Origin of the sequence: Actinotignum timonense, assembly GCF_002860685.3 — a bacterium.
GTDB lineage: Bacteria > Actinomycetota > Actinomycetes > Actinomycetales > Actinomycetaceae > Actinotignum > Actinotignum timonense.
Map to the genome: position 1 here is coordinate 1014949 of NZ_CP136960.1, position 19720 is coordinate 1034668.

A 19720-nucleotide genomic window follows, 5' to 3' on the forward strand; every position below is an offset into this window, starting at 1 on the left:
AGAGTGGTACTGCACGACAGAAAATCGGGTGTTGGCTGTAGCTCCAGTACCACTTTGTGCGTAGGCAAAGGAGTGGGCCCGGTGGTCGAGTAGTCGATCACCGGGCCCACTGTTGCGCCGCTGCCAGGCGCCACCGCGAAGGAGCTAAGACGCGGCACGCGCTCTGAGGCGGCTGTTTTAGGAGGTGCCTCTATAAGGCGACCGCTTTAGGCGGCTGCGGCTGCCTCGGATTCCTTGCCATCCGCGCCCATTTCACCTGCGGATTCGCTAGATTCGGCTGCGGGCATGGAATCTTCGGCCGCGATCTCCTCCGCAACTTCCTCCGGCGCGTGGTGCAGGTAGACCACCCCGAGCGGGGGAAGCTGCACCGGGGCCGAATAGGGCCGGCCGTTCCAGCCGACCTCCTCCGCGTGGACCTCCCCGAGGTTGCCGACCCCGGAACCGCCGTATTCCACCGCGTCCGTATTGAGGACTTCCTTCCAGGTGCCCCCGGCCGGCAAACCGATGCGGTAATCGTGGTGGGGGATACCCGCGAAATTGCAGGCCACCACAACCACATCCTTGCCATCGGCAGAGCGGCGCAGGAAGGTAATGACGTTATTATCAGCGTCCGATCCGTCAATCCATTCGAATCCGTGCGGGGTGAAATCATCACTCCACAGGGCCGGGTGATCCACGTAGATCTCGTTGAGCCGTTTCACAAGGGACAAGATGCCATCGTGTTCGGGCTGGTCGGTAAGCCACCAGTCGAGAGATGCGTCGTCGTTCCATTCACGGATCTGAGCGAATTCCTGGCCCATGAACAGGAGCTGCTTACCCGGGTGCGCCCACTGGTAGGCGAGTAATTCGCGCACGCCGGCGCGCTTTTGCCAGTCGTCGCCGGGCATCTTTTGGTAGAGCGAGCCCTTGCCGTGCACTACTTCGTCGTGGCTGAGGGGCAGCAGGTAGTTCTCCGAATAGGCGTAGACCATGGAGAACGTGATTTCCCCGTGGTGCCAGCGCCGATTGACCGGCTCTTCCTCGAAGTAGCGGATGGTGTCGTTCATCCAGCCCATATTCCACTTGAGGCCGAAGCCCAGCCCGCCGCTATCCGTCATCGCCGTGACGCCCGGCCAGGAGGTGGATTCTTCCGCGATCATCATGACGCCGGGGTTGCGCCGGTAGGCGGTGGCGGTGACTTCCTGGAGGAAGGAAATCGCCTCGAGGTTTTCCCGCCCGCCGTAAATATTGGGTTGCCACTGCCCGGCTTCCCGCGAATAATCCAGGTAGAGCAGGGAGGCCACGGCATCTGCGCGGATGCCGTCGAAATGGAATTCTTCCAGCCAGTACAGCGCATTGGCCACCAGGAAGTTCCGCACTTCGCGGCGCCCGAAGTCAAAGACCAGCGTGCCCCAATCCGGATGCGAGCCGCGCTGCGGATTCGGATCCTCGTAAAGCGCCTGGCCGTCGAAACGCGCCAGCGCCCATTCGTCGGTGGCGAAATGCGCGGGCACCCAGTCGGTAATTACCCCGATGCCGGCCTGGTGCAGCCGGTCAATGAGGTAGCGCAGATCATCGGGGGTGCCGTAGCGCGAGGTGGGCGCATAGTACCCGGTCACCTGGTAGCCCCACGAAGGGGTGAAGGGATGCTCCGCCACCGGCATGAATTCCACGTGGGTGAAGCCGCAGTACTTGACGTGCCCGATGAGCTGGTCGGCGAGCTCCCGGTAGGACAGCCCCTTACGCCACGAACCCAGGTGGACTTCGTAAATGGAAACCGGCCCCGATGCAGGGTCATTGCGCTGGGCCATCCAGGCGTCGTCGTTCCATTCGTAGGTGGATTCGGTGACGATAGAGGCGGTAGACGGCGCTGTTTCGCTGTAGCGGGCCATCGGATCGGCCTTCTGGTGCCAGCTCAGATCCTTGTACTGGATTTCGAATTTGTAGCGCGCCCCCGCGCCGGCGCCCGGCACGAAGAGTTCCCACAGCCCGGAGCTACCCAGGGAACGCATGGCGTGCAGCGAACCATCCCAGCCGTTGAAATCACCAACCACCCGCACGGCGAGCGCATTGGGCGCCCACACCGAGAAGGCCACGCCGGTGACATCCCCGAGGATCGAGGGGAAGTGGCGCACATGCGCACCCAGCGCATTCCACAATTCTTCGTGGCGCCCCTCCGAGATCAGGTAAATATCGGTTTCTCCCAGGGTGGGCAGGAAACGGTAGGGGTCATCCCCGCGGCTTTCCACGCCCCCGTAGGAGGCCACCACCCGGTAATCGGGCACGTTCGGGGTATCGAGCACCGCGCGCCAAATCCCGTTGTATTCGTGCACGGCCGGCACCCGCCCGTCCAGCGTTTCAATAAATACCGCATCCGCGAGCCGCCGAATGGTACGGATCGTGACGGTGCTGCCGTTGGAATGGGGGCCGAGGACATCGTGGGGTGCGTAGTACCAACCCTTGGAAACAGCCTCGAGCGTGCCTTCATCAACTTCTACGTAATCAGACATGTGTGCCTCTCTGCACGATGGAGCGTAGGCGGTCAGAGCGGGAAACCACCCGCGCGCGCCGGTGGTGTGCTGTGTCCTGCCAAGCGGTACCGCGGAATTTCCGGAAGTGCCGCGCGACTATCTACATATCCCAGGATACCTGAAAGATGCGCGATCCCGGGCCGCGGGCGCCTGCCGTGGACAGCGTGCGTGGTCGGGTATGGGGAGCTTGCGGGCGCGGGCGGGTACGGTGGAAGGGCGACGACGCCGCAGCCCGCCGCAGCCGCGGCGGGCTGAGCTGCCCGGCTGCTAGTTCTCCAGCAGGCGGTGGACCCCGCCCAGGGGCAGATCAATCCAGTCGGGGCGCTGATTGACCTCGTATACAACTTCGTAAAGCGCCTTGTCCAGGAGGAGGGCGCGCAGCAGAGGCTGGTGTTCGGTGGGAATCGCGCCGTAGCCGGCCAGGAAAGCACCTTCGGCGGCGCGGGTCCAGGCGCGCATGCGAGCGGCGGGCTGGCCATCGCGTTCGCCCTGGCCGCCGGCATAATCAAAGGAACGCAGCATGCCGGCTACGTCACGCAGGGCGAGGTCGGGAGCCACACGCTCGGGGAGCGGGCGCAGGGGTTCACCTTCAAAATCGAGGGCCACCCAACCGCGCCCGGGCACATCCACCACCTGACCGAGGTGGTAATCCCCGTGAATACGCTGGAGGGTCGGCCAGGGAGTGGCCGCGGCAGCGGCGAAAACCTGAGCGATCTGGGCGCTGCGCTGCTCCAGCTCCGGGACTGCCGCGAGGGCGGCTCGGGCACGGGAGTGCCAGCTGGCTAGCTGCGCTTCGCGCAGCTGCGGCGTCGCCGCGGTGGTGCCCAGGCGGGCAGCGAGCGCGGTGTGGAAGGTACGGGTGAGGGTTCCCAGGTCGCGGATGCGCGCGGCGAAATCGCCCAGGAGTGCGGCGGCTTGATCCGGCTCGGCGGGCGGGGTATCCGTGCTGGGCGCACTCGCGGCGTTTTTATCCGCGGCGGGGAAAGAGCTTGTGACCACGCGCCAGGCGTCGTGGGCGCCGGTGAGGAATTCCTGAGCCACCAGCACATCGCTACTCGCCTCAGCCGGCCCGCCCACCAGCGCCGCCGAGCCCCATTGGGCCGGGACCGTGCCGGTATCCGAGAGCGCTGCCTGCAATTCCACATCCGGGTTCGCGCCCGGGCTGAGCACCCGGAAAAGCTTGATAATCAAAGGGACGGTGCTGGTCTGGTAAATAATCGAGCTATTGGATTGCTCGCCGCTCAGCGGCCGGGCGCTGCGGTAGCTACCCGGGAAACCGGCCGGGCGGGTCACTAGGTGCAGCGCGCTCGCGGCGGTCGGCGAGTTTGCGCCGGGCCGGGTGTTGGCGTTGCTGCCGGCCGGGGAATCTACGGCCGGCGCGCTCGCGGCCGGCGCGCTGCCGAGCTGGCCGGTGGCAGCCTCGAAGAGGAAGCGCTGGCCGGCGGGATGCGTCGTCGCATCGAAAATAAGGTGGCCGCGGGCGCGGGCAACCGGGGTGGCGTCGGTGGGGAGGTGCGTGGCTGGCGCGGCGTCGTCGTTCCCATCGGGCGTGCCGGAACCATCGGGCGTGCCGCAACCGTAAGTTGCGCCGTTTTCGCGCGGGCCGGTTTCATCGGGGCCGCCTTCCTCGGGAGCAAGGAGCAACGGGACGTTGTAGAGTGCGGCGCCGGCTTCGATAATGAACCAGGTGAGGGTGAAGGACTCCGCGTCGGATGCGAAGTCGGCGCCGGATGCGAGGTCGGCGCTGCACGCGAAGTCAGCGCGGGCGCGCAGGTAGAGCGGGTGGGGCTCGCCGCGGTACCAGCGCCGGGCGTGCATCCACGCTTCGAGTTCCGGCATCCGCTCGCCGATGCTCCAGCTCACGCCGCGCTCCTTTCTTCATGATCTGCGTTATTTGCGGCTTCCGGTGTATCCGCGTTTGCGAACCCTGCCGTTCCTGCGGGCGCCGCCGTACTCGCCGCAGCCGCCGCGGCCACCGCTCCCGCATCCACCGGCGCCGGGCGGGACAGCGCCGCGAAATCCACTGGCTCCCCGCTTTCCTCGGCGCGGGCGCCCTCCACCGGGCCGGGCTCGGCCTGCCCGGGCGCATCCAATTTGAGCCAGAAGAAATCGCGGCTGCCCAGTGTTACGTCGTAACTGCCATCCGCGCCAACCGCCGGGAACCCGGCCCCGCCAAACACATCCGTGGCCAGCCACCCGGCGTAAGTGGGCAGCTCAACGCGCCCTGCGCGCGGGGTATTGGCCAGGTTCATAATGCAGAGGATGGTTTCCTCCGGGCAGGAGCGGGTGAAGGCGAGGATTGCGTCGTTATTCGACTCGCGCAGCACGAAATCACCCGAACCCATCGCCGGGTGCCCGCGCCGCACCTCCAGAATCCCATGAATCCAATGCAGTAGCGAAGCCGGCTGCGCCAGCTGCGATTCCACATTGACCGCCTGGTAGTTATAGGTCAGCGAGGTAATGGCCGGCAGGTAGAGCTGGCCCGGATCCGCGGTGGAAAAACCGGCATTGCGATCCGGACTCCACTGCATGGGGGTGCGCACGCCGTCGCGATCCGGCAGCCAAATATTGTCACCCATCCCGATTTCGTCCCCGTAGTAGAGGTAGGGCGAGCCGGGTAGCGAGAGCAGCAGCGCGTGGGCCAGCTCAATTTCCGCCCGGGAATTCCCCAGCAGCGGGGCGAGGCGGCGGCGGATTCCCACATTGGCGCGCATGCGCGGGTCGTCGGCATACCAGCCGTACATGAGGGCGCGTTCCTCCGTGCTCACCATTTCGAGGGTGAGCTCATCGTGATTGCGCAGGAACGTACCCCACTGGGCCCCGGCCGGAATCGCGGGGGTGCGCTCCAAAATCTCCCGGATTGCGGTGGCACGCTGGTCGCGCAGCGCGTAATAAATTCGCGGCATCACGGGGAAGTGGAAGCACATATGGCACTCGGGCGCTTCCTCCGTACCGAAATATTCGACGACGTCCTCCGGCCACTGGTTAGCTTCGGCCAGCAAGAGCGTGCCGGGAAATTCCTCATCGAGGACTCGGCGCACCTTCGCGATAAAAGCGTGGGTTTCCGGGAGGTTTTCGCAATTCGTGCCGTCCCGCTCGTAGAGGTAGGGGATGGCGTCCAGGCGCAGCCCGTCCACACCCAGCTCGCACCAGAAGCGGAAAATATTGAGGACAGCTTCGTGCACCTTGGGATTATCGAAATTCAGATCCGGCTGGTGGGAGAAGAAACGATGCCAGAAATACTGCTTGCGCACCGGATCGAACGTCCAATTCGATACCTCGGTGTCCACAAAAATAATTCGGGCATCCTCGTATTTTTTATCGGTATCTGACCACACGTAGAAATCCCCGTAGGGCCCGTCCGGATTGGCGCGGGAGGACTGGAACCACGGGTGATCCGCGGAGGTGTGGTTGATAACAATATCGATAATGACGCGGATGCCGCGCCGGTGGGCCTGATCAACGAGCTCCCGAAAATCATCCATCGTGCCGTAGCGAGGATCCACCGCGGTGTAATCGGCAACATCGTACCCGCCGTCCCGCCCCGGGGAGGGGTAGAACGGCGGGATCCAGATGCAGTCGATCCCCAACCACTGGATGTAATCGAGGTGCGCGATGAGGCCGCGGATATCGCCGACCCCATCGGCATCGGTATCCCCAAAAGCCTTGAGCAGGACCTCGTAAAACACCGCGTGGCGATACCACTGCGGATTATCGCTGAGCCCGCGATGTTCGGACTGGGCGATGCGGGGCCCGGACGTGGCGGCATTGAGGGAAGGAAGGGACATGCAATCAGGCCTTTACCGAGAGGATATGTGCCGGGCTGGTGAAGGGGTTGAGGCGCACGAAGGGCCGGTTATTCCACTGGAAGTGCCCGCCGCCCAGCTCGTCCACCACCTCGATCTGCTCGGGTGCTTCGCCCAGCGGCAGGCCGCTGGCGTCGAATGCACCGAAAGCGGACATATCCAGGGAGATCTCCGCTTCCTGGGTGGTGTGCGGGTCGAGGTTGATCACCACGATCACCCGGTCCGCGGTTCCCGACGGAGTTTCCTCCGGGCGCGCCACCTTCGTGAAGCACACAATATTCGGGTTCGACGTGGGATTAATCGTGATCCCGCGCAGGCGCTGGAGAGCCACGTGCTCTTTGCGGATCTCATTGAGGCGGGTGAGAAGCCCCTGGATACCGTACGGATCACGGCTGTAATCCCGCGGGCGGTATTCGTACTTCTCGTTATTATTCATTTCCTCGAAGCTGCCGCGCGGCTCCGATTCCACAAATTCATAGCCGGAGTAGATCCCGTAGGAGGGCGAACCCATCGCCGCCAAAATCGCGCGGATCTTCCACCCGTTCGGGCCCGAATGCTGCAGGTAGGGGGTGAGGATATCGTGCGTCGTCGGCCAAAAAGTGGGGCGCAACATCGCATCCGATTCCCGGCCTACCTCCCACAGGTAGTCCTCAATCTCCTTCTTTTCGTTACGCCACGCGAAATAGCAGTACGACTGGTGGAAGCCCACCGCACCCAGGCCGCGCATCATCGGCGGGGCGGTGAACGCTTCGGCCAGGAAAATAACCTCCGGGTGGGTCTGGCGGAATTCGGCCAGCAGCCGCTGCCAGAAACTCACCGGCTTGGTATGCGGATTATCCACCCGGAACAGCGTGACCCCGTGCGAAACCCACGTTTCGAGCACGCCCTTGACGGCCTGGTAGATACCTTCCGGATCGTCATCGAAATTGAGCGGGTAAATATCCTGGTATTTTTTCGGGGGATTCTCCGCGAACGCGATGGTGCCGTCCGGGCGGTGCAAGAACCATTCGGGGTGCTCGCGCAGCCACGGGTGATCCGGGGAGCATTGCAGCGCAATATCGAGGGCGACCTCCATGCCCAAATCCCGCGCGGTAGCCACAAAAGCATCGAAATCTTCGAAGGTGCCCAGGTCCGGGTGGATGGCATCATGCCCGCCGGCCTCGCTGCCGATAGCGTAGGGCGAGCCGGGTTCGCCGGGCTGGGCGATCAGCGAATTATTCTTGCCCTTGCGGTCGGTCAGGCCAATCGGGCTAATCGGGGTAAGGTACACCACATCGAAGCCCATGGAGGCGATGCGGGGCAGATCTTCCGCCGCGGTGCGCAGGGTCCCGGAATGCCAGGTGCCTTCGTCATCGCGCCACGCACCGACCGAACGCGGGAACATTTCGTACCACGCGCCGTGCAGGGCCAGTTCGCGGTCCACGGCCAGGGGGAAACGCGCCGATTCGCTCACGAAATCGCGCACCGGATAGCGCTGAATAATATCTTCGACGACGCTGGAGGTCACGGCCGCGAAACGTACCGAAGCCGGGATGGACTTTTTTCGAACGACGTCGATAGCGTCATTAATCGCCGGCCGGTCCTGTGAACCGCGCGGCAGCAATTTCGCCACCCTCTTGAGCAGCTGCTCGGCCTCGAGGAACACCAGGTCAATATCCTGGCCAACCGGGAGCTTCGCCTCGGCGGTATGGCGCCAGGTGGCCAGCGGATCCGACCATGAACGCACGAAGAATGTCCAATCGCCGGGCTCGGTGGGAGTGAGCCAGCCTTCGTAGCGGCCCAGGCCCGGGCGTACCAACACCATGGGGGCGCTCTGGACTTCGCGGCCCTGCGGATCCACGAGGACGGCTTCGCAACCGAACAGGTCGTGGCCTTCGCGCCACACGGTGGCCTGCACGGGGAAAGCTTCATTGACGGTGCCCTTGGCTGCCAGCGAGCCGTTTTGCACGCAGGGTGTCACATCCATAATCGGGATGCGGGCGATATTCGCGCGCGGCGCGGGAGCCGGGGCCATCGGTGCCTGCGGGAACGCGGGAGGGTAGCCTTCCGGGTTCGGGCGGCCGTGGGTGGTGGGGGAGGGCGCGGTTTTCGCGGTTGTTTTCGCGGTTTTTGTGGTTTTTGCCGTGCCGGTAGTTTTCGCCGTGCCGGTGCTTCGCGTGGACTTCGCGGCGCTGGCCTTGGCGGGGGCTTTTGCCGTTGTGGTGCCCTTCGCCGTGCCGGTGCTCTTCGCTGAACTGGTGCTCTTCGTCGAGCGCCGAGTGGTCGCGGGTTTCTTCGCGGCTGCTGCCTTTGTGGCGGCTGACTTCGTGGCCGCGGGCGTAGTTGCGGGCGTGGCTGCCGGCTTCTTTTCGGGCGTGGGGGCCGAATTCTTCGCGGGCGTCGTCGGTTCAATGGACATGGCTTATCTCCTCGTATCCTCGGGCGACATATGGCGGGCGTGCGCGCAAGCGGCAGCAATCCCACGGCTCGCGCGGCGGCGCACGAGCCGATGATGCGTCTGTGTAAGGATGCTCACAAGCTCAATCCTATTAGGTTTCCGGGCTTCTGGCACACCGGCCCGCGGGGGTGGACGCGCGGCCGGTTGGCTGCGTCGTCGTATATAGAAGCCTGGGCGCGGCGCGCGGGAGGGACTATGTGTTTTCCGAGCTGTACTGCATCTGTTGTACATGCGAAGTACATCTCGGAAAAACACTCCGCCTCCCGCCGCGGCGGGATAGGCAGAGTTGGCCATTCTCAAGATTCACGGCTACAAAACGTGCGTTGTGGACCGTGAACCTCGTGAAATGTACGTCCCTGACATAAATCCGGGCTAAATATGTCACTGGCGTACATTTTGCGGGCGGGCCACAGCCGGGAGGTGGCTGCCGCGGTGGGGTGAGGCTATCGGCCTGCCCTGCGGAGGGTGTGTTTGACCGTTGTAGTGGTACTGGAGAACAGCGGGCCTTACAAAGTGGTACTGCACGACAGAAAATCGGGTATTGCCTGTAGCTTCAGTACCACTTTGTTGCCGGGGCGCTCAGTATTTCCTGAAAGCCCGCAATTTCTCAGCTTTCTCCGCGCGCTCTGCCGCTTTCTTCCGCGCGAGCTCAAGCTGCGCCTGTAAAACCTGCCTGCGCTCCAACAGTTCGACCGTTAGCGCCCGCAACTCCTCGGGATCGGTGGGCAGCTGAGCTTCCAGTTCGCTACGGGTTCTCGCTATGATCTGGTCGCGTTGCCTTTCATCCATAACCGTGGGACTACCTTCCTGATGAACTCAGCTTTCTGAGCGGTGCAGCCGGGCAGACTCCGGCGCCCCGCGCCCGCCGCGTCGCGGCTAGTACACCATCTGGAGCGCTTCGCGCACCTCCGCGAGCGTCTTATTGGCGCGCTCGTTAGCCATCTCGATACCGCGGCGCACGATCCCGTCCACATAGCCCGGATCCTTAGCGAGCTCGGCGCGCTTGGCCCGGATGGGGGCAAACATCTCATTGATCGATTCGGTGACGATCTTCTTGAGGGTCCCGGCCCCGCCGTCGCCAATTTCCTCCGCGATCTCCACCGCGGGCCGCCCCTGCGCCAGCGAAGCCAGCAGCAGCAGATTCGACACTTCCGGGCGGCCCTCCGGATCGTAGGTAATATGCCGATCCGAATCCGTGACCGCCTTCTTGATGCGCTTGGCGGTTTCATCGGCGCTCATGCCGATTTCGATAGTGTTTCCGCGCGATTTGCTCATCTTGGCGCCGTCCAGCCCCAGAATCGAGGTCCCTTCGGAGAGCAGGGCTTGCGGGCGCGGGAAGACCGGGGTTTCCCGCCCGGCCGGGCGCCCGTAGCGCGCCTCGAAACGGTCGGCGATCACGCGGGCTTGTTCGAGGTGGGGGAGCTGGTCCTTGCCCACCGGCACCAGATTGGCCTTGCAGAAAAGAATATCCGCGGCCTGGTGCACCGGGTAGGTGAGCAGTAGCCCAGACAGGGGCCGCCCGCCGGTTGCCTCGTGTTCCGCCTTGACGGTGGGATTGCGGCGTAGTTCGGCGTCGGTCACCAAAGAAAGGAAGGGCAGCATGAGTTCATTGAGGCCGGGAATGGCCGAATGCGGGAAAATAACCGCGGCATCCGGGTCGATACCCACCGCGAGGTAATCGGTGGCCAGCGAACGCACCCGCTCCCGAATGGGCCCGGTGCCGTCGCGATCCGTAATGACCTGGAAATCGGCGATGACCAGCCAGGTTTCCACGCCCTTGCGCTGCAATTCCACCCGGTTGCGCAGCGAACCGAAGTAGTGCCCGAGGTGGAGATTACCGGTGGGGCGATCCCCGGTGAGAACCCGGAATTCCTCCGGAGAAGTATTAATCTTCTCCTTGATTTTCTCACTCAGGCGCTGCGCATGCGCCAGGGATGCGGCGGACGTGGACCGTTCGAGGGATTCCTCGACACTCATACCTTGCTCCTTCAGTCATACCCAGGCCGCCCCGAGTTCCCCGGGAGCGTGCTCTGCTTGTCTATTGTAGGCGCCGCCGCGACAGCTTTTCTTGCGGTTTCCGTTTCGCGGCCGCGTATAGCACGACGACGCAGCGCCCCGCTACCGCTCCGGGTTGGCGAAGTAGAGCTGCATCGTCAGCGGCTCCACCCGGGTGGAGGCCCCGGGCTGGTAGATACGCTCCGAGGAGCGCGGGGTGGGCCAGGAGGAATCCCAGGCCAGCGCGAAGGGATTGCCGCGCCCCTGCGGGAATCGGATAGGAACATGGTGGTTCGAGCCGTTAATGACCACGAGCGCATCGGCGTCGCGCTCAGAACCGGAACGCAGCATTTGCAGTAACCGATTCGAGGGATCGAACCACCGGTGTTCGGGCATCGGCTCGCCGGTATCCGCAAACCACTGCAAATCGGGGATGTGATCGCGCCCGGAGGGCGATTCGGTGTAGAACATGCTCGGGCGCAGCACCCGGTGTTCGGAACGCAAGCGGAAAAGATAGGCCACGGTGGCCTGGAGTTCGCGCTGCCATTCCTCGTGGTCCCAATCCAGCCAGGACACGTGATTATCCTGGCAGTAGGCGTTATTGTTGCCGAATTTCGTATCGGCAAATTCGTCGCCGCCGTAGAGCATGGGGACTCCGGCGCTGAACACCAGCGTGCCGATGAGGTTGCGCATGGTGCGGGTGCGCGCGCGTAGCACGTGCTCGGGGAGCGGGGCGGTATCGCTGCCTTCCCCTTCCACCCCGTGATTCCACGAGCGGTTGTTATCGGTGCCGTCGCGCCCGTTTTCCCCGTTGGCTTCGTTGTGTTTGGAATCGTAGGAGACCAGATCGTAGAGGCTGAAGCCGTCGTGGGCGGTAATGAAATTGACGGAGGCGAGCGGCCCGCGCCCGGAGGGGGAGCGCCCGTGTCCGAATAGATCGGCGCTGCCGGCTAGCCGGGTGGCCACATCCCGCAGGTCCCCGCCCAGGCCCCCGCCGGCCACGGCGCGCTGGTCGGCCACCCAGAACTGGCGGATGGAATCGCGGTAGCGGTCATTCCAATCCGCGGTGGGCGGTAGGAAATTGCCGGTTTGCCAGCCGTTGGGCCCCAGATCCCAGGGCTCGTTAATGAGCTTGACGTTGGAAAGAATCGGATCGGTGGCCATGGCCAGGTAGAGGGGATGGTTGGTATCGAAATGATCGCCGCGGCGCGCCAGGGTGGCGGCCAGGTCGAAACGGAACCCGTCCACGCCGATCTCGCTGACCCAGTAACGCAGCGAATCCAGGGTGAGCTGGAGCACCGGGGTGCGCCGGAAATCCAGGGAATTCCCGGTGCCGGTGGTGTCATAAAACTGGCCGGGCTGGTTGGGGACCTGCATGTAATAGGTGGTCTGCCCGAAGCCGCGCAGCGAGACGGTCGGCCCGTTCACCCCGCCTTCGCAGGTGTGGTTATACACAACGTCGAGGATGACTTCCAGGCCGGCATCGTGGAGGCGGGCCACCATATCGCGCACTTCCTGGAGCACGGCCAGGGGGCCCGCGGCCCGCGCGGTGGCGGTGGCCAGGCTCGGTTCGGGAGCGAAATAGGAGAGGGTGGAATAACCCCAATAATTGGTGAGATCGCGTTCGGTGAGGAACGGTTCGGACATTTTCGCGTGGATAGGCAGCAGCTCAACGGCCGTCACGCCCAGGGAACGCAAGTAATTCGTGACAATCGGGTGCGCCAGACCGGCGTAGGTTCCGCGCAATTCTTCGGGAAGCGCCGCCAACTGCTGGGTGAGCCCGCGCACATGCGTTTCGTAGATCACGGTGTGGGACCAGGGCGTATACGGGTGGCGGATATGCGTTTCCGTGGGTGCGGTTACGACGCCGCGGCACATGGCTTCCAGGGAATCGGTATCGTCACGCTGAGGTGGGAGCGGGACGGGATCCAGGGCGTCATTTACCTTGTGCCCGTAGAGTTCGGGGCCTAGGCGCGGGGTGCCGGTAATGGCCCGCGCGTAAGGATCGAGGAGGAATTGGGCGGGGTTGAAACGCATCCCGGTATCGGGATTCCACGGGCCATGGACCCGGTAGCCGTATTCTTGACCGGCGCGCACCCCGGACACATGCCCCACCCAGGTGGTGAAACTCGCGTCCCGATGCAGGGAATAGCGACGCTCGGTGATACCCGAGGCACTGCGGTCAATCAGGCACAGATCAACCGCGGTCGCGTGCGGAGCCAGGACGGCGAAATCCGCCCCGGTATCGGTGAGGTGCGCCCCCAGACGCACGGGCCGCAAGCGCACGGGCAGGGCGCGTTCGGAGGCGCGCGCCACGTACCGAGATGCGGTCGGGGAAGTAGCCGGTAATGAAGTCACCTTCGTATTGTCGCAAAATATCGGCGTTCGGCAAGAATCCAGAAGAGTGATATTAGAATTTTGGTGGAAGGGTGACCGGCACGCGTCCGGTTCCGGAAGGGGCACGATAGTGGGGTACGACGGCGATTTAATCCTGGCGCGCGGAAATTTGGACCGGGATGAACTCTCCCGCAGCTCACCGCAGCGCCTGGCGGAATTGGCGGAAAATGCGGGGTATCTGCTTATTTCCGGGTGGGGCGCGGTGCTGGATAAGGATGATGCACCCCTGCTGTTGAACCGCTCTGAGCTCCCGCGCACCACCGCGGATTCACCAACTGTTTACCTGGGGAAAGTTGCCGGGCGTCCCTATTTTGCGTGCGATCTCACCACCGTGATCGGGGGCGGACCCACCCGTGATAACCCGGAAGTGGATGCGCCGGGGTACCGGATTGGCTCGCTGCAAAATTACGCGCCGTCGTGGAGCGCGGATATGTGCGCGCTGGTGACCGCGGCGGTGGCAATCCTCAATACCTGGCGGGCTACCCGCTGGTGCGCGGTCTGCGGCCAGCGCATCACCGTGGATACCGGTGGTTGGAGCGGGCACTGCCCGGAAGGCCACGTGGTTTTCCCGCGCACCGACCCGGCCGTCATTATGGCGGTGCTTGATTCTCAGGATCGTATCCTGCTGGCGCATAATGCGCGTTGGCCGGCCGGGCGCCATTCGGTGCTCGCAGGTTTTGCCGAGGCGGGGGAGTCCCTGGAAGCGGCGGTGCGCCGCGAAGTGCGCGAAGAAGTGGGAGTGCCGCTGGGCGAGATTCGCTATTTCGCCAGCCAGCCCTGGCCCTTCCCGCGCTCCCTCATGATCGCCTACGTGGCGTGGGTGGATCGCCAGGCCGAAGCCCGGGCCGGCGGGGCAGATAGTTTGGTGCGCCCGGATGGGGAAGAAATCGACCACGCGGCTTTCTACAGCCCGCCCGAGCTGGATGCCGCCCTGCGCGAGGGCAGCCTCAGCCTGCCCGGGCCCTCCTCGGTTGCCGCGGCCCTCATCACCGACTGGTACGGCCCCGGGATTCGCCCTCATCTGGGCTGGTAGGAAGCCGGAGCCGCGGCGATCTTGCGGCGGGTGCTGGCGGTGGCGCGGGCACCCGCCCTTGTTTCTGGATCGCTCTACCACCGCCCCGAGTGTGAGTTTTAGCTCCCGGGGGAGGCGAGTTCGGCGAGTTTTGCCTGCACCTCTTTCAGGCTCGGATTCGTCAGGGTGGCGCCGTCGGCAAACTCAAGAGTGGGTACCACTTTATTGCCACCGTTGAGGGCCGCAACCTTCACGGCCGCGGCTTCATCCTCCTCAATATTCACCTCATTCCAGGTGATGCCGGCCCGCTTGAGCTGGGCGGAAAGGTTACGGCAGTAGCCGCACCACGACGTTGTATACATTGTGAGATCAGCCATGAGGTGATCGTACGGGCTGGGCGCGCGGCTCGCCACGAGTTTCGATAAGGGGAAAATTTCTGTCGTAGGCGTGTGGCATCCTGAGAGGGCAAGGAGGAACACGATGGATTCACCCGAGGAATTGCTGGAATTTCTGGACCCGGATCAGCGCGCGGTCGCCACCGCATTGCGCGGGCCGGTATGCGTGCGCGCCGGGGCGGGCACCGGGAAAACCCGCGCTATCACCTACCGGATCGCCTACGGGGTGCGCAGCGGGGCCTACGTACCGCAGAACGTGCTGGCAGTTACCTTCACCTCCCGCGCGGCCGGGGAATTGCGCTCGCGCTTACGGGACCTCGGGGTGGGCGGGGTGCCGGCCCTCACCTTCCACTCCGCGGCACTGCGCCAACTCTCCTACTTCTGGGGCACCGCGGTGGGGGGAACCATCCCGCGGATTACCGAATCGAAATTCGGGCTGGTTTCCCAAGCCGCCGGCCAGATCGGCCTGCCTACCGATAAAGTGAGTATCCGGGATCTCACCGCGGAAATTGAATGGGCCAAAGTCTCCATGATCAGCCCGGATAATTATCCAGAAGCCGCCCTGGCGGCCGGGCGCGGGGAAGTCGCCGGTCAGCTCAGTACCGATATCGCGCGCTTGGCGAAAGCTTATGAAGAAGTGAAAACCGAACGCCGCGTCCTCGATTTTGATGATGTGCTCCTCCTCCTCGTGGGCATCCTGCTCGATCGTGCGGATATCGCCCGCCAGATACGCGAGCAATACCGCCACTTCGTTGTGGATGAATACCAGGATGTGTCCCCCCTCCAGCACCGCCTGCTCCAGCTGTGGCTGGGGGACCGCAAGGATCTGTGCGTTGTCGGGGATGTTTCCCAGACCATTTATTCCTTCGCCGGGGCATCCTCCACTTACCTCGCCCGTTTCCAGCAGGAATACCCGCGCGCTCGCGTTATTGAACTCACCCGTGACTACCGTTCCACCCCGCAAATCGTGGCGGCCGCGAATACCGTGATTGCCGATGATGTTTCGGAAGGCACGGTGCAGCTGGTTTCCCAGCGTCGCTCCGGGCGCCCGGTTACTTTCCAAGAATACGAATCGGATGGGGCGGAAGCCGCCGGTGTGGTCAGCGCTATCCAGGCGCTCGCGGCGGAAGGTACCGCGCTCTCAGAAATCGCCATCCTCTACCGCACCAATGCCCAATCGGCTGAATTTGAGGCGGCGCTGTCCAAGGCGGGGGTGTCCTACCAGGTGCGCGGTGCGGAAAAATTCTTCTCGCGCCGCGATGTACGCGAAGCTATGGTGGCCATGCGCGCCGCGGCACGCTCCGGGGTGAGCGGCCCGCTCGCGGATAATGTGCGTACCGTGTTGCGCCAGATGGGCTGGCGGGATGAAGCTCCGGCTACCGCCGGCTCGGCCCGGGAAAAATGGGAAGCGCTCCACGCCCTCATCACCCTCGCGGAAGATATGGAGGATAGCCGGGATGCCTCCATGATGGATTTCGTGGTGGAACTGGAAGAACGCGCCGCTACCCAGAACGTCCCGGAATTGGAAGGCGTGACCCTGTCCTCCCTGCACGCCGCCAAGGGCCTGGAATGGGAAGCGGTCTTTTTGGTGGGGATGAGCGAAGGGCTCATGCCTATTTCCCTGGCGAAGAAACCCGCGGCCATTGACGAAGAACGCCGCCTCCTCTACGTGGGAATCACGCGGGCCCAAGAATTTTTGCAGATCTCCTATGCCGCCTCCTCGGGGCATCGCTCGGGAAAGAAAGTCTCCCGCTTCCTCACCGGCTTGTGGCCACAACCGGAAGATGAAGAAACCTCGCGGGCCACCCGCTACCGGCGCCGCTCCCGCGCCGCCGCGGAAGAATTCGCCGCCGCCTACCCCGAAGATGTGGCGCTTTTTGAGGAACTCGCGGCCTGGCGCGCCCAGCGCGCCCAAGCCACCGGCAAACCGGCCTACACAATTTTCCATGACACCACGCTGCGCGCCCTCGCCATAGCCAAACCGCGCAGCATCCACGCCCTGGCCCAGATCAAGGGGGTGGGAGCCACGAAACTCGCTATCTACGGGGAAGAAATCCTCGCCCTGCTGGCTGGGCACTGAGAATGATCAAGCACCCTAGAGTAAGCGGGCAATGCGAGCGCGGCTGGGTATGGCGGGTGCCGGTCGCCACGATGGATACGCGATCCAGCCATTGCTCGCGGGCGGGTGCGAAGCATGCGCAGGCTTGTAGTGGTGCGCTTACGGCCCCGCGGGTTCTGCTTCGCACGAGCAACTCTCATGCGGGGCCAGCGTAACCCGGTAGGGGAAACCGGGAAGCGGGGGCACCACCCACTGGGATCCGCGGGCCCGCTCGGCGTGCCCGCTCAAAACCAGGAGCGCGCCATGAACCGCAAGCGCAGCCGCGAGGGACACCGCGGGGCTAAACGGAGCACCCCCGCGGGAACTAAAAACCTGCGGAGCCAAGTAACGCCACGCCGGATCCGCATCCATCGCTGCGAAAAGCAAACACCTGGCACACGGCCCATTCCCGGGAACCACCACCGGCCCCACCCGAATATCAATATCCTCCGCATAAGCCAGCAGATAAGGAATCCGCTGCCTCTCCCACAAAGCACATCGCTGCGGATCGGGCAAGTGCACAGACGTCACCAAAGCCAGCGCCGGCGGGCCGCACTCCACAGCCGTTGGAGTCCCCGCAGCCCAAGAGGCCGAATAATTCCCGCGCAGGGTGGTCCCTGCCGCTGCACGAGCGTCCCGCCCCGTAGACCCCGCGGCTCTGGCCGCACCCGTTGACGCACGAGTACCGCGCCCCGCGGCGCCCGCGGCGAAACTCCCGTGGCCCGCGGCCCGCCCCATCCCCAGCGGCGTGACTGGCTGCGCCTGTGCATCAACCTCGATAACCGTGGTACCCCAACCGCGCTCGCGAAAATAACTCTGGAGAACCTGCTGGCGGGCAAAAGTACGCCACGTCGGCCGCCGGAAAATCGGGTGATCACCGCTGTGCGGCCTACTCGTATCCGGAGTGAGAATATAACCCAAGCCACTCGCGGCAAGATGCAGACAAATCTCCACCGCCAGCGGATCCAAACGCTCCACGAAAACCGCACGCCAGGCCAGATCAGGGAAAGCAGGCGGAGAAACCTCCAGCAGCCCCGCATCACGAAGCGCACCCAGCAGCGAACGCGCCCGCACCTCACTCACCCCGTGCAGCTCACACGCAGCAAAAAACTCAATTTCCGTACTGGCAGATGTCAGGGAAGAAACCGCCCGCTGTTCCGCAGTGGAAAGACCGCGCAACCGCAGCGCTACCCGCGGATCCAAACCGACCTGCACTTCGTGCGTATCCGACCAATACACCCCTAGCGGCGAGCGGATCATCATGAGAACACCTTGAACAACACCATGGGCACAGCATAAAAAGCACAGCGCCACAGCGCGACAGCCCATCCACAGGCCCGGGCGTTATCCCCAGGTGCACTCTCGCCACACTGTTCAGGGAGCTTAGTTATCCACAGATCGCCCCGCGGGCCCGGCCGAATCGCCATCGCCAGAGCTAGCGGGAGATCGGTCAGCTAGCCGTGCGCTCAGTCAGCTAGCCGCGCGATCAGTCAGCCAGCGGCGGATCAATCAGCTAGCAGAAGGATCAGTCGTTCCAGAGTCCCCGTTGGCCGCGGGCGGCGTCGTCGTACCGAAACCCGGTTCGTGCGGCGCGTCCCCGAAAGGCGTGCCTCCGTCACTATTGCTCAACAGTTCCTCGAGGAAAGCGTCCAGCTCCTCATCCAGCGCGGAAGGCTGCTCCTCCGGGGAGAAGAAACGATCCGGATCATCCAGATGCTCGGGCAGCGGCAGCAAATCGGGATGCTTCCAGAGCGCGTCGCGCCCCTCCATCCCGCGCTCGCGAGCGGCCCGCGCCCAGAACGCCGCCGCCTCCCGCAACCGCCGCGGCGCAATATCGAAACCAACAAGCGGACCGAAAACGCGGTTCGACGGCGCTTCGGTCACCTCGCGGCGCGTGAGAGCCTCCGAAAGTTTCATACTGTGGGGCAGCTGGGCCGCCACCGCGGTGCTCGTGACAGCGCTCACCCAACCGGCCACCAGCGAAACAATATGCTCGAGGCGCTCGAGCGTGGCCTGCTGTGCGGGGGTGCGGGTAAAGGCGAATACCTCGTTCATATCCAGCTGCGGCATCTGCCCGGACATGAGTTGCTCGGGATCGAGCTGGAGTTCGCGGACCTTCTCCTCGATGGCCTCGGTGTCGATGGCGATATCCGCGGCGTAGGCGGCCACGGCGTCCAGGATCGTGCTGCGCAGCCACGGGACCTGGGAAAAGAGCCGGGCCGCGGCCTGTTCGCGCACCGCCACGTACAGCTCCACTTCGCGCGCGTCCACATCCAAGCCCTCGGCGAAAGCGGACACATTAGCAGGTACCAGCGCGGCCGTTTCGCCCTCGACCAGCGGGAAGCCGGCGTCCGCGGTACCGAAAGAAATCTGGGCCAGTTCAGCCAAACCCTGGCCGTATTGCATTCCTAATAACGACGCCGTCATTCCGGCGAGCATCCCCTCGAGCCCTCCGGGGATCCCGCCGAGCATTCCGCCCGAGAGCATCTGGCGCATCTCCTCCGGGGCACGTTCCAGCTGTGAAGTGAGAGCCTCGCCGAAAGCCCGCGCGAGATTCGCGCCCACCGGCGCGGTGAGTTTACGGAACGTCGGGAGGGAATGCGCGATCCAATCCAGGCGCGACCACACCTGATTGGGGCCGCGCGGCGGATCGAAAACCGTGACCGGATCGAGCCATAAACTCGCCACGTCCATCGCCGAACGAGCCTGATCTCCCGCGGCCGCGGTGGGAAGTCCCGGGCCGGCCTTATTCACGGTATCCCGGGCCACCTGCTCCCCGATTTTCCAATTGACCGGCCCGTCACCCGAGGAGCCGAGCATGGCGCGGATCTGATTCATGACCAGCCCGATATCGGCGGGCATGCCCATCCCCGGCATGCTGCCCGAGTTTCCCGTGCCGCTGCCGGTGCCGGCAGCTCCGCCGGGCTGTGCATTGCCGCCGGGCTGTGCGTTGCCGTCGGGGGCGAGGGAGCGCAGGATTTCCTCGGCAGCGTCATCGCCGAGCACCGCCCGCAGCATCTTTTCCCATTCGTCACGCGGCTGTGAATTCTCAGTCATTCTTCTCCTCGAG

At 64.2% G+C, this 19720-nt stretch carries 12 protein-coding genes; 2 read left to right on the forward strand and 10 right to left on the reverse strand.

What is annotated here, in order from left to right; all coding sequences use genetic code 11:
* Window positions 1-206 precede the first annotated feature (206 nt).
* The 7 genes from glgB to glgX form a co-directional block, all read right to left on the reverse strand.
* Window positions 207-2489 carry a 1,4-alpha-glucan branching protein GlgB gene (gene glgB / locus CYJ17_RS04235; protein WP_087069857.1) on the reverse strand — a complete coding sequence of 761 codons (2283 nt, stop codon included), beginning with the start codon at window positions 2487-2489 and terminating at the stop codon, window positions 207-209.
* 288 nt (window positions 2490-2777) lie between these two features.
* Complete coding sequence (locus CYJ17_RS04240; protein ID WP_101595328.1) at window positions 2778-4373, reverse strand: hypothetical protein; 1596 nt, start codon at window positions 4371-4373, stop codon at window positions 2778-2780.
* Window positions 4370-6298: a maltose alpha-D-glucosyltransferase gene (treS, locus tag CYJ17_RS04245; RefSeq protein WP_101595331.1), complete on the reverse strand. Its 1929-nt coding sequence runs from the start codon at window positions 6296-6298 to the stop codon at window positions 4370-4372. Before treS ends, CYJ17_RS04240 begins: the two co-directional genes overlap by 4 nt.
* A gap of 4 nt (window positions 6299-6302) precedes the next feature.
* Window positions 6303-8714, reverse strand: coding sequence for an alpha-1,4-glucan--maltose-1-phosphate maltosyltransferase (locus CYJ17_RS04250; RefSeq protein WP_087069855.1), 2412 nt, complete (start codon window positions 8712-8714; stop codon window positions 6303-6305).
* 618 nt (window positions 8715-9332) lie between these two features.
* Window positions 9333-9542, reverse strand: a complete 210-nt coding sequence (locus tag CYJ17_RS04255; RefSeq protein WP_087069854.1) for a hypothetical protein — start codon at window positions 9540-9542, stop codon at window positions 9333-9335.
* Between the two features lie 87 nt (window positions 9543-9629).
* Entirely contained in the window at window positions 9630-10730 is a 1101-nt protein-coding gene (trpS, locus tag CYJ17_RS04260; protein ID WP_087069853.1) for a tryptophan--tRNA ligase, read from the reverse strand.
* Window positions 10731-10871: 141 nt separating this feature from the next.
* Entirely contained in the window at window positions 10872-13106 is a 2235-nt protein-coding gene (gene glgX, locus CYJ17_RS04265) for a glycogen debranching protein GlgX (protein ID WP_234984402.1), read from the reverse strand.
* A gap of 109 nt (window positions 13107-13215) precedes the next feature.
* Here glgX and nudC point away from each other — a divergent pair, with 109 nt between their 5' ends.
* Complete coding sequence (gene nudC / locus CYJ17_RS04270; RefSeq protein ID WP_159454965.1) at window positions 13216-14178, forward strand: NAD(+) diphosphatase; 963 nt, start codon at window positions 13216-13218, stop codon at window positions 14176-14178.
* Between the two features lie 98 nt (window positions 14179-14276).
* On the opposite strand, the gene CYJ17_RS04275 is transcribed toward nudC, so the two are convergent.
* The gene (locus tag CYJ17_RS04275; protein ID WP_087071116.1) at window positions 14277-14534 is read right to left on the reverse strand and encodes a mycoredoxin; all 258 of its coding nucleotides are present in this window, start codon (window positions 14532-14534) and stop codon (window positions 14277-14279) included.
* 103 nt (window positions 14535-14637) lie between these two features.
* On the opposite strand from CYJ17_RS04275, the gene CYJ17_RS04280 reads away from it, so the two are divergent.
* The gene (locus tag CYJ17_RS04280; RefSeq protein ID WP_087069851.1) at window positions 14638-16632 is read left to right on the forward strand and encodes an ATP-dependent DNA helicase UvrD2; all 1995 of its coding nucleotides are present in this window, start codon (window positions 14638-14640) and stop codon (window positions 16630-16632) included.
* 138 nt (window positions 16633-16770) lie between these two features.
* Here the strand turns inward: CYJ17_RS04280 and CYJ17_RS04285 are convergent, their stop codons facing one another.
* Window positions 16771-17913: a hypothetical protein gene (locus CYJ17_RS04285; protein ID WP_087069850.1), complete on the reverse strand. Its 1143-nt coding sequence runs from the start codon at window positions 17911-17913 to the stop codon at window positions 16771-16773.
* A 246-nt stretch (window positions 17914-18159) separates the two neighbouring features.
* Window positions 18160-19707: a zinc-dependent metalloprotease gene (locus CYJ17_RS04290; protein WP_087069849.1), complete on the reverse strand. Its 1548-nt coding sequence runs from the start codon at window positions 19705-19707 to the stop codon at window positions 18160-18162.
* Window positions 19708-19720 lie beyond the last annotated feature (13 nt).

Excerpts from the sequence above, each read along its gene's own strand:
- CYJ17_RS04285 (WP_087069850.1), bottom strand. The coding sequence starts at position 17,913 with ATGATGATCCGCTCGCCGCTAGGGGTGTATTGGTCGGATACGCACGAA.
- CYJ17_RS04250 (WP_087069855.1), bottom strand. The coding sequence starts at position 8,714 with ATGTCCATTGAACCGACGACGCCCGCGAAGAATTCGGCCCCCACGCCC.
- CYJ17_RS04290 (WP_087069849.1), bottom strand. The coding sequence starts at position 19,707 with ATGACTGAGAATTCACAGCCGCGTGACGAATGGGAAAAGATGCTGCGG.
- CYJ17_RS04255 (WP_087069854.1), bottom strand. The coding sequence starts at position 9,542 with ATGGATGAAAGGCAACGCGACCAGATCATAGCGAGAACCCGTAGCGAA.
- trpS (WP_087069853.1), bottom strand. The coding sequence starts at position 10,730 with ATGAGTGTCGAGGAATCCCTCGAACGGTCCACGTCCGCCGCATCCCTG.
- glgB (WP_087069857.1), bottom strand. The coding sequence starts at position 2,489 with ATGTCTGATTACGTAGAAGTTGATGAAGGCACGCTCGAGGCTGTTTCC.
- treS (WP_101595331.1), bottom strand. The coding sequence starts at position 6,298 with ATGTCCCTTCCTTCCCTCAATGCCGCCACGTCCGGGCCCCGCATCGCC.
- CYJ17_RS04280 (WP_087069851.1), top strand. The coding sequence starts at position 14,638 with ATGGATTCACCCGAGGAATTGCTGGAATTTCTGGACCCGGATCAGCGC.
- CYJ17_RS04275 (WP_087071116.1), bottom strand. The coding sequence starts at position 14,534 with ATGGCTGATCTCACAATGTATACAACGTCGTGGTGCGGCTACTGCCGT.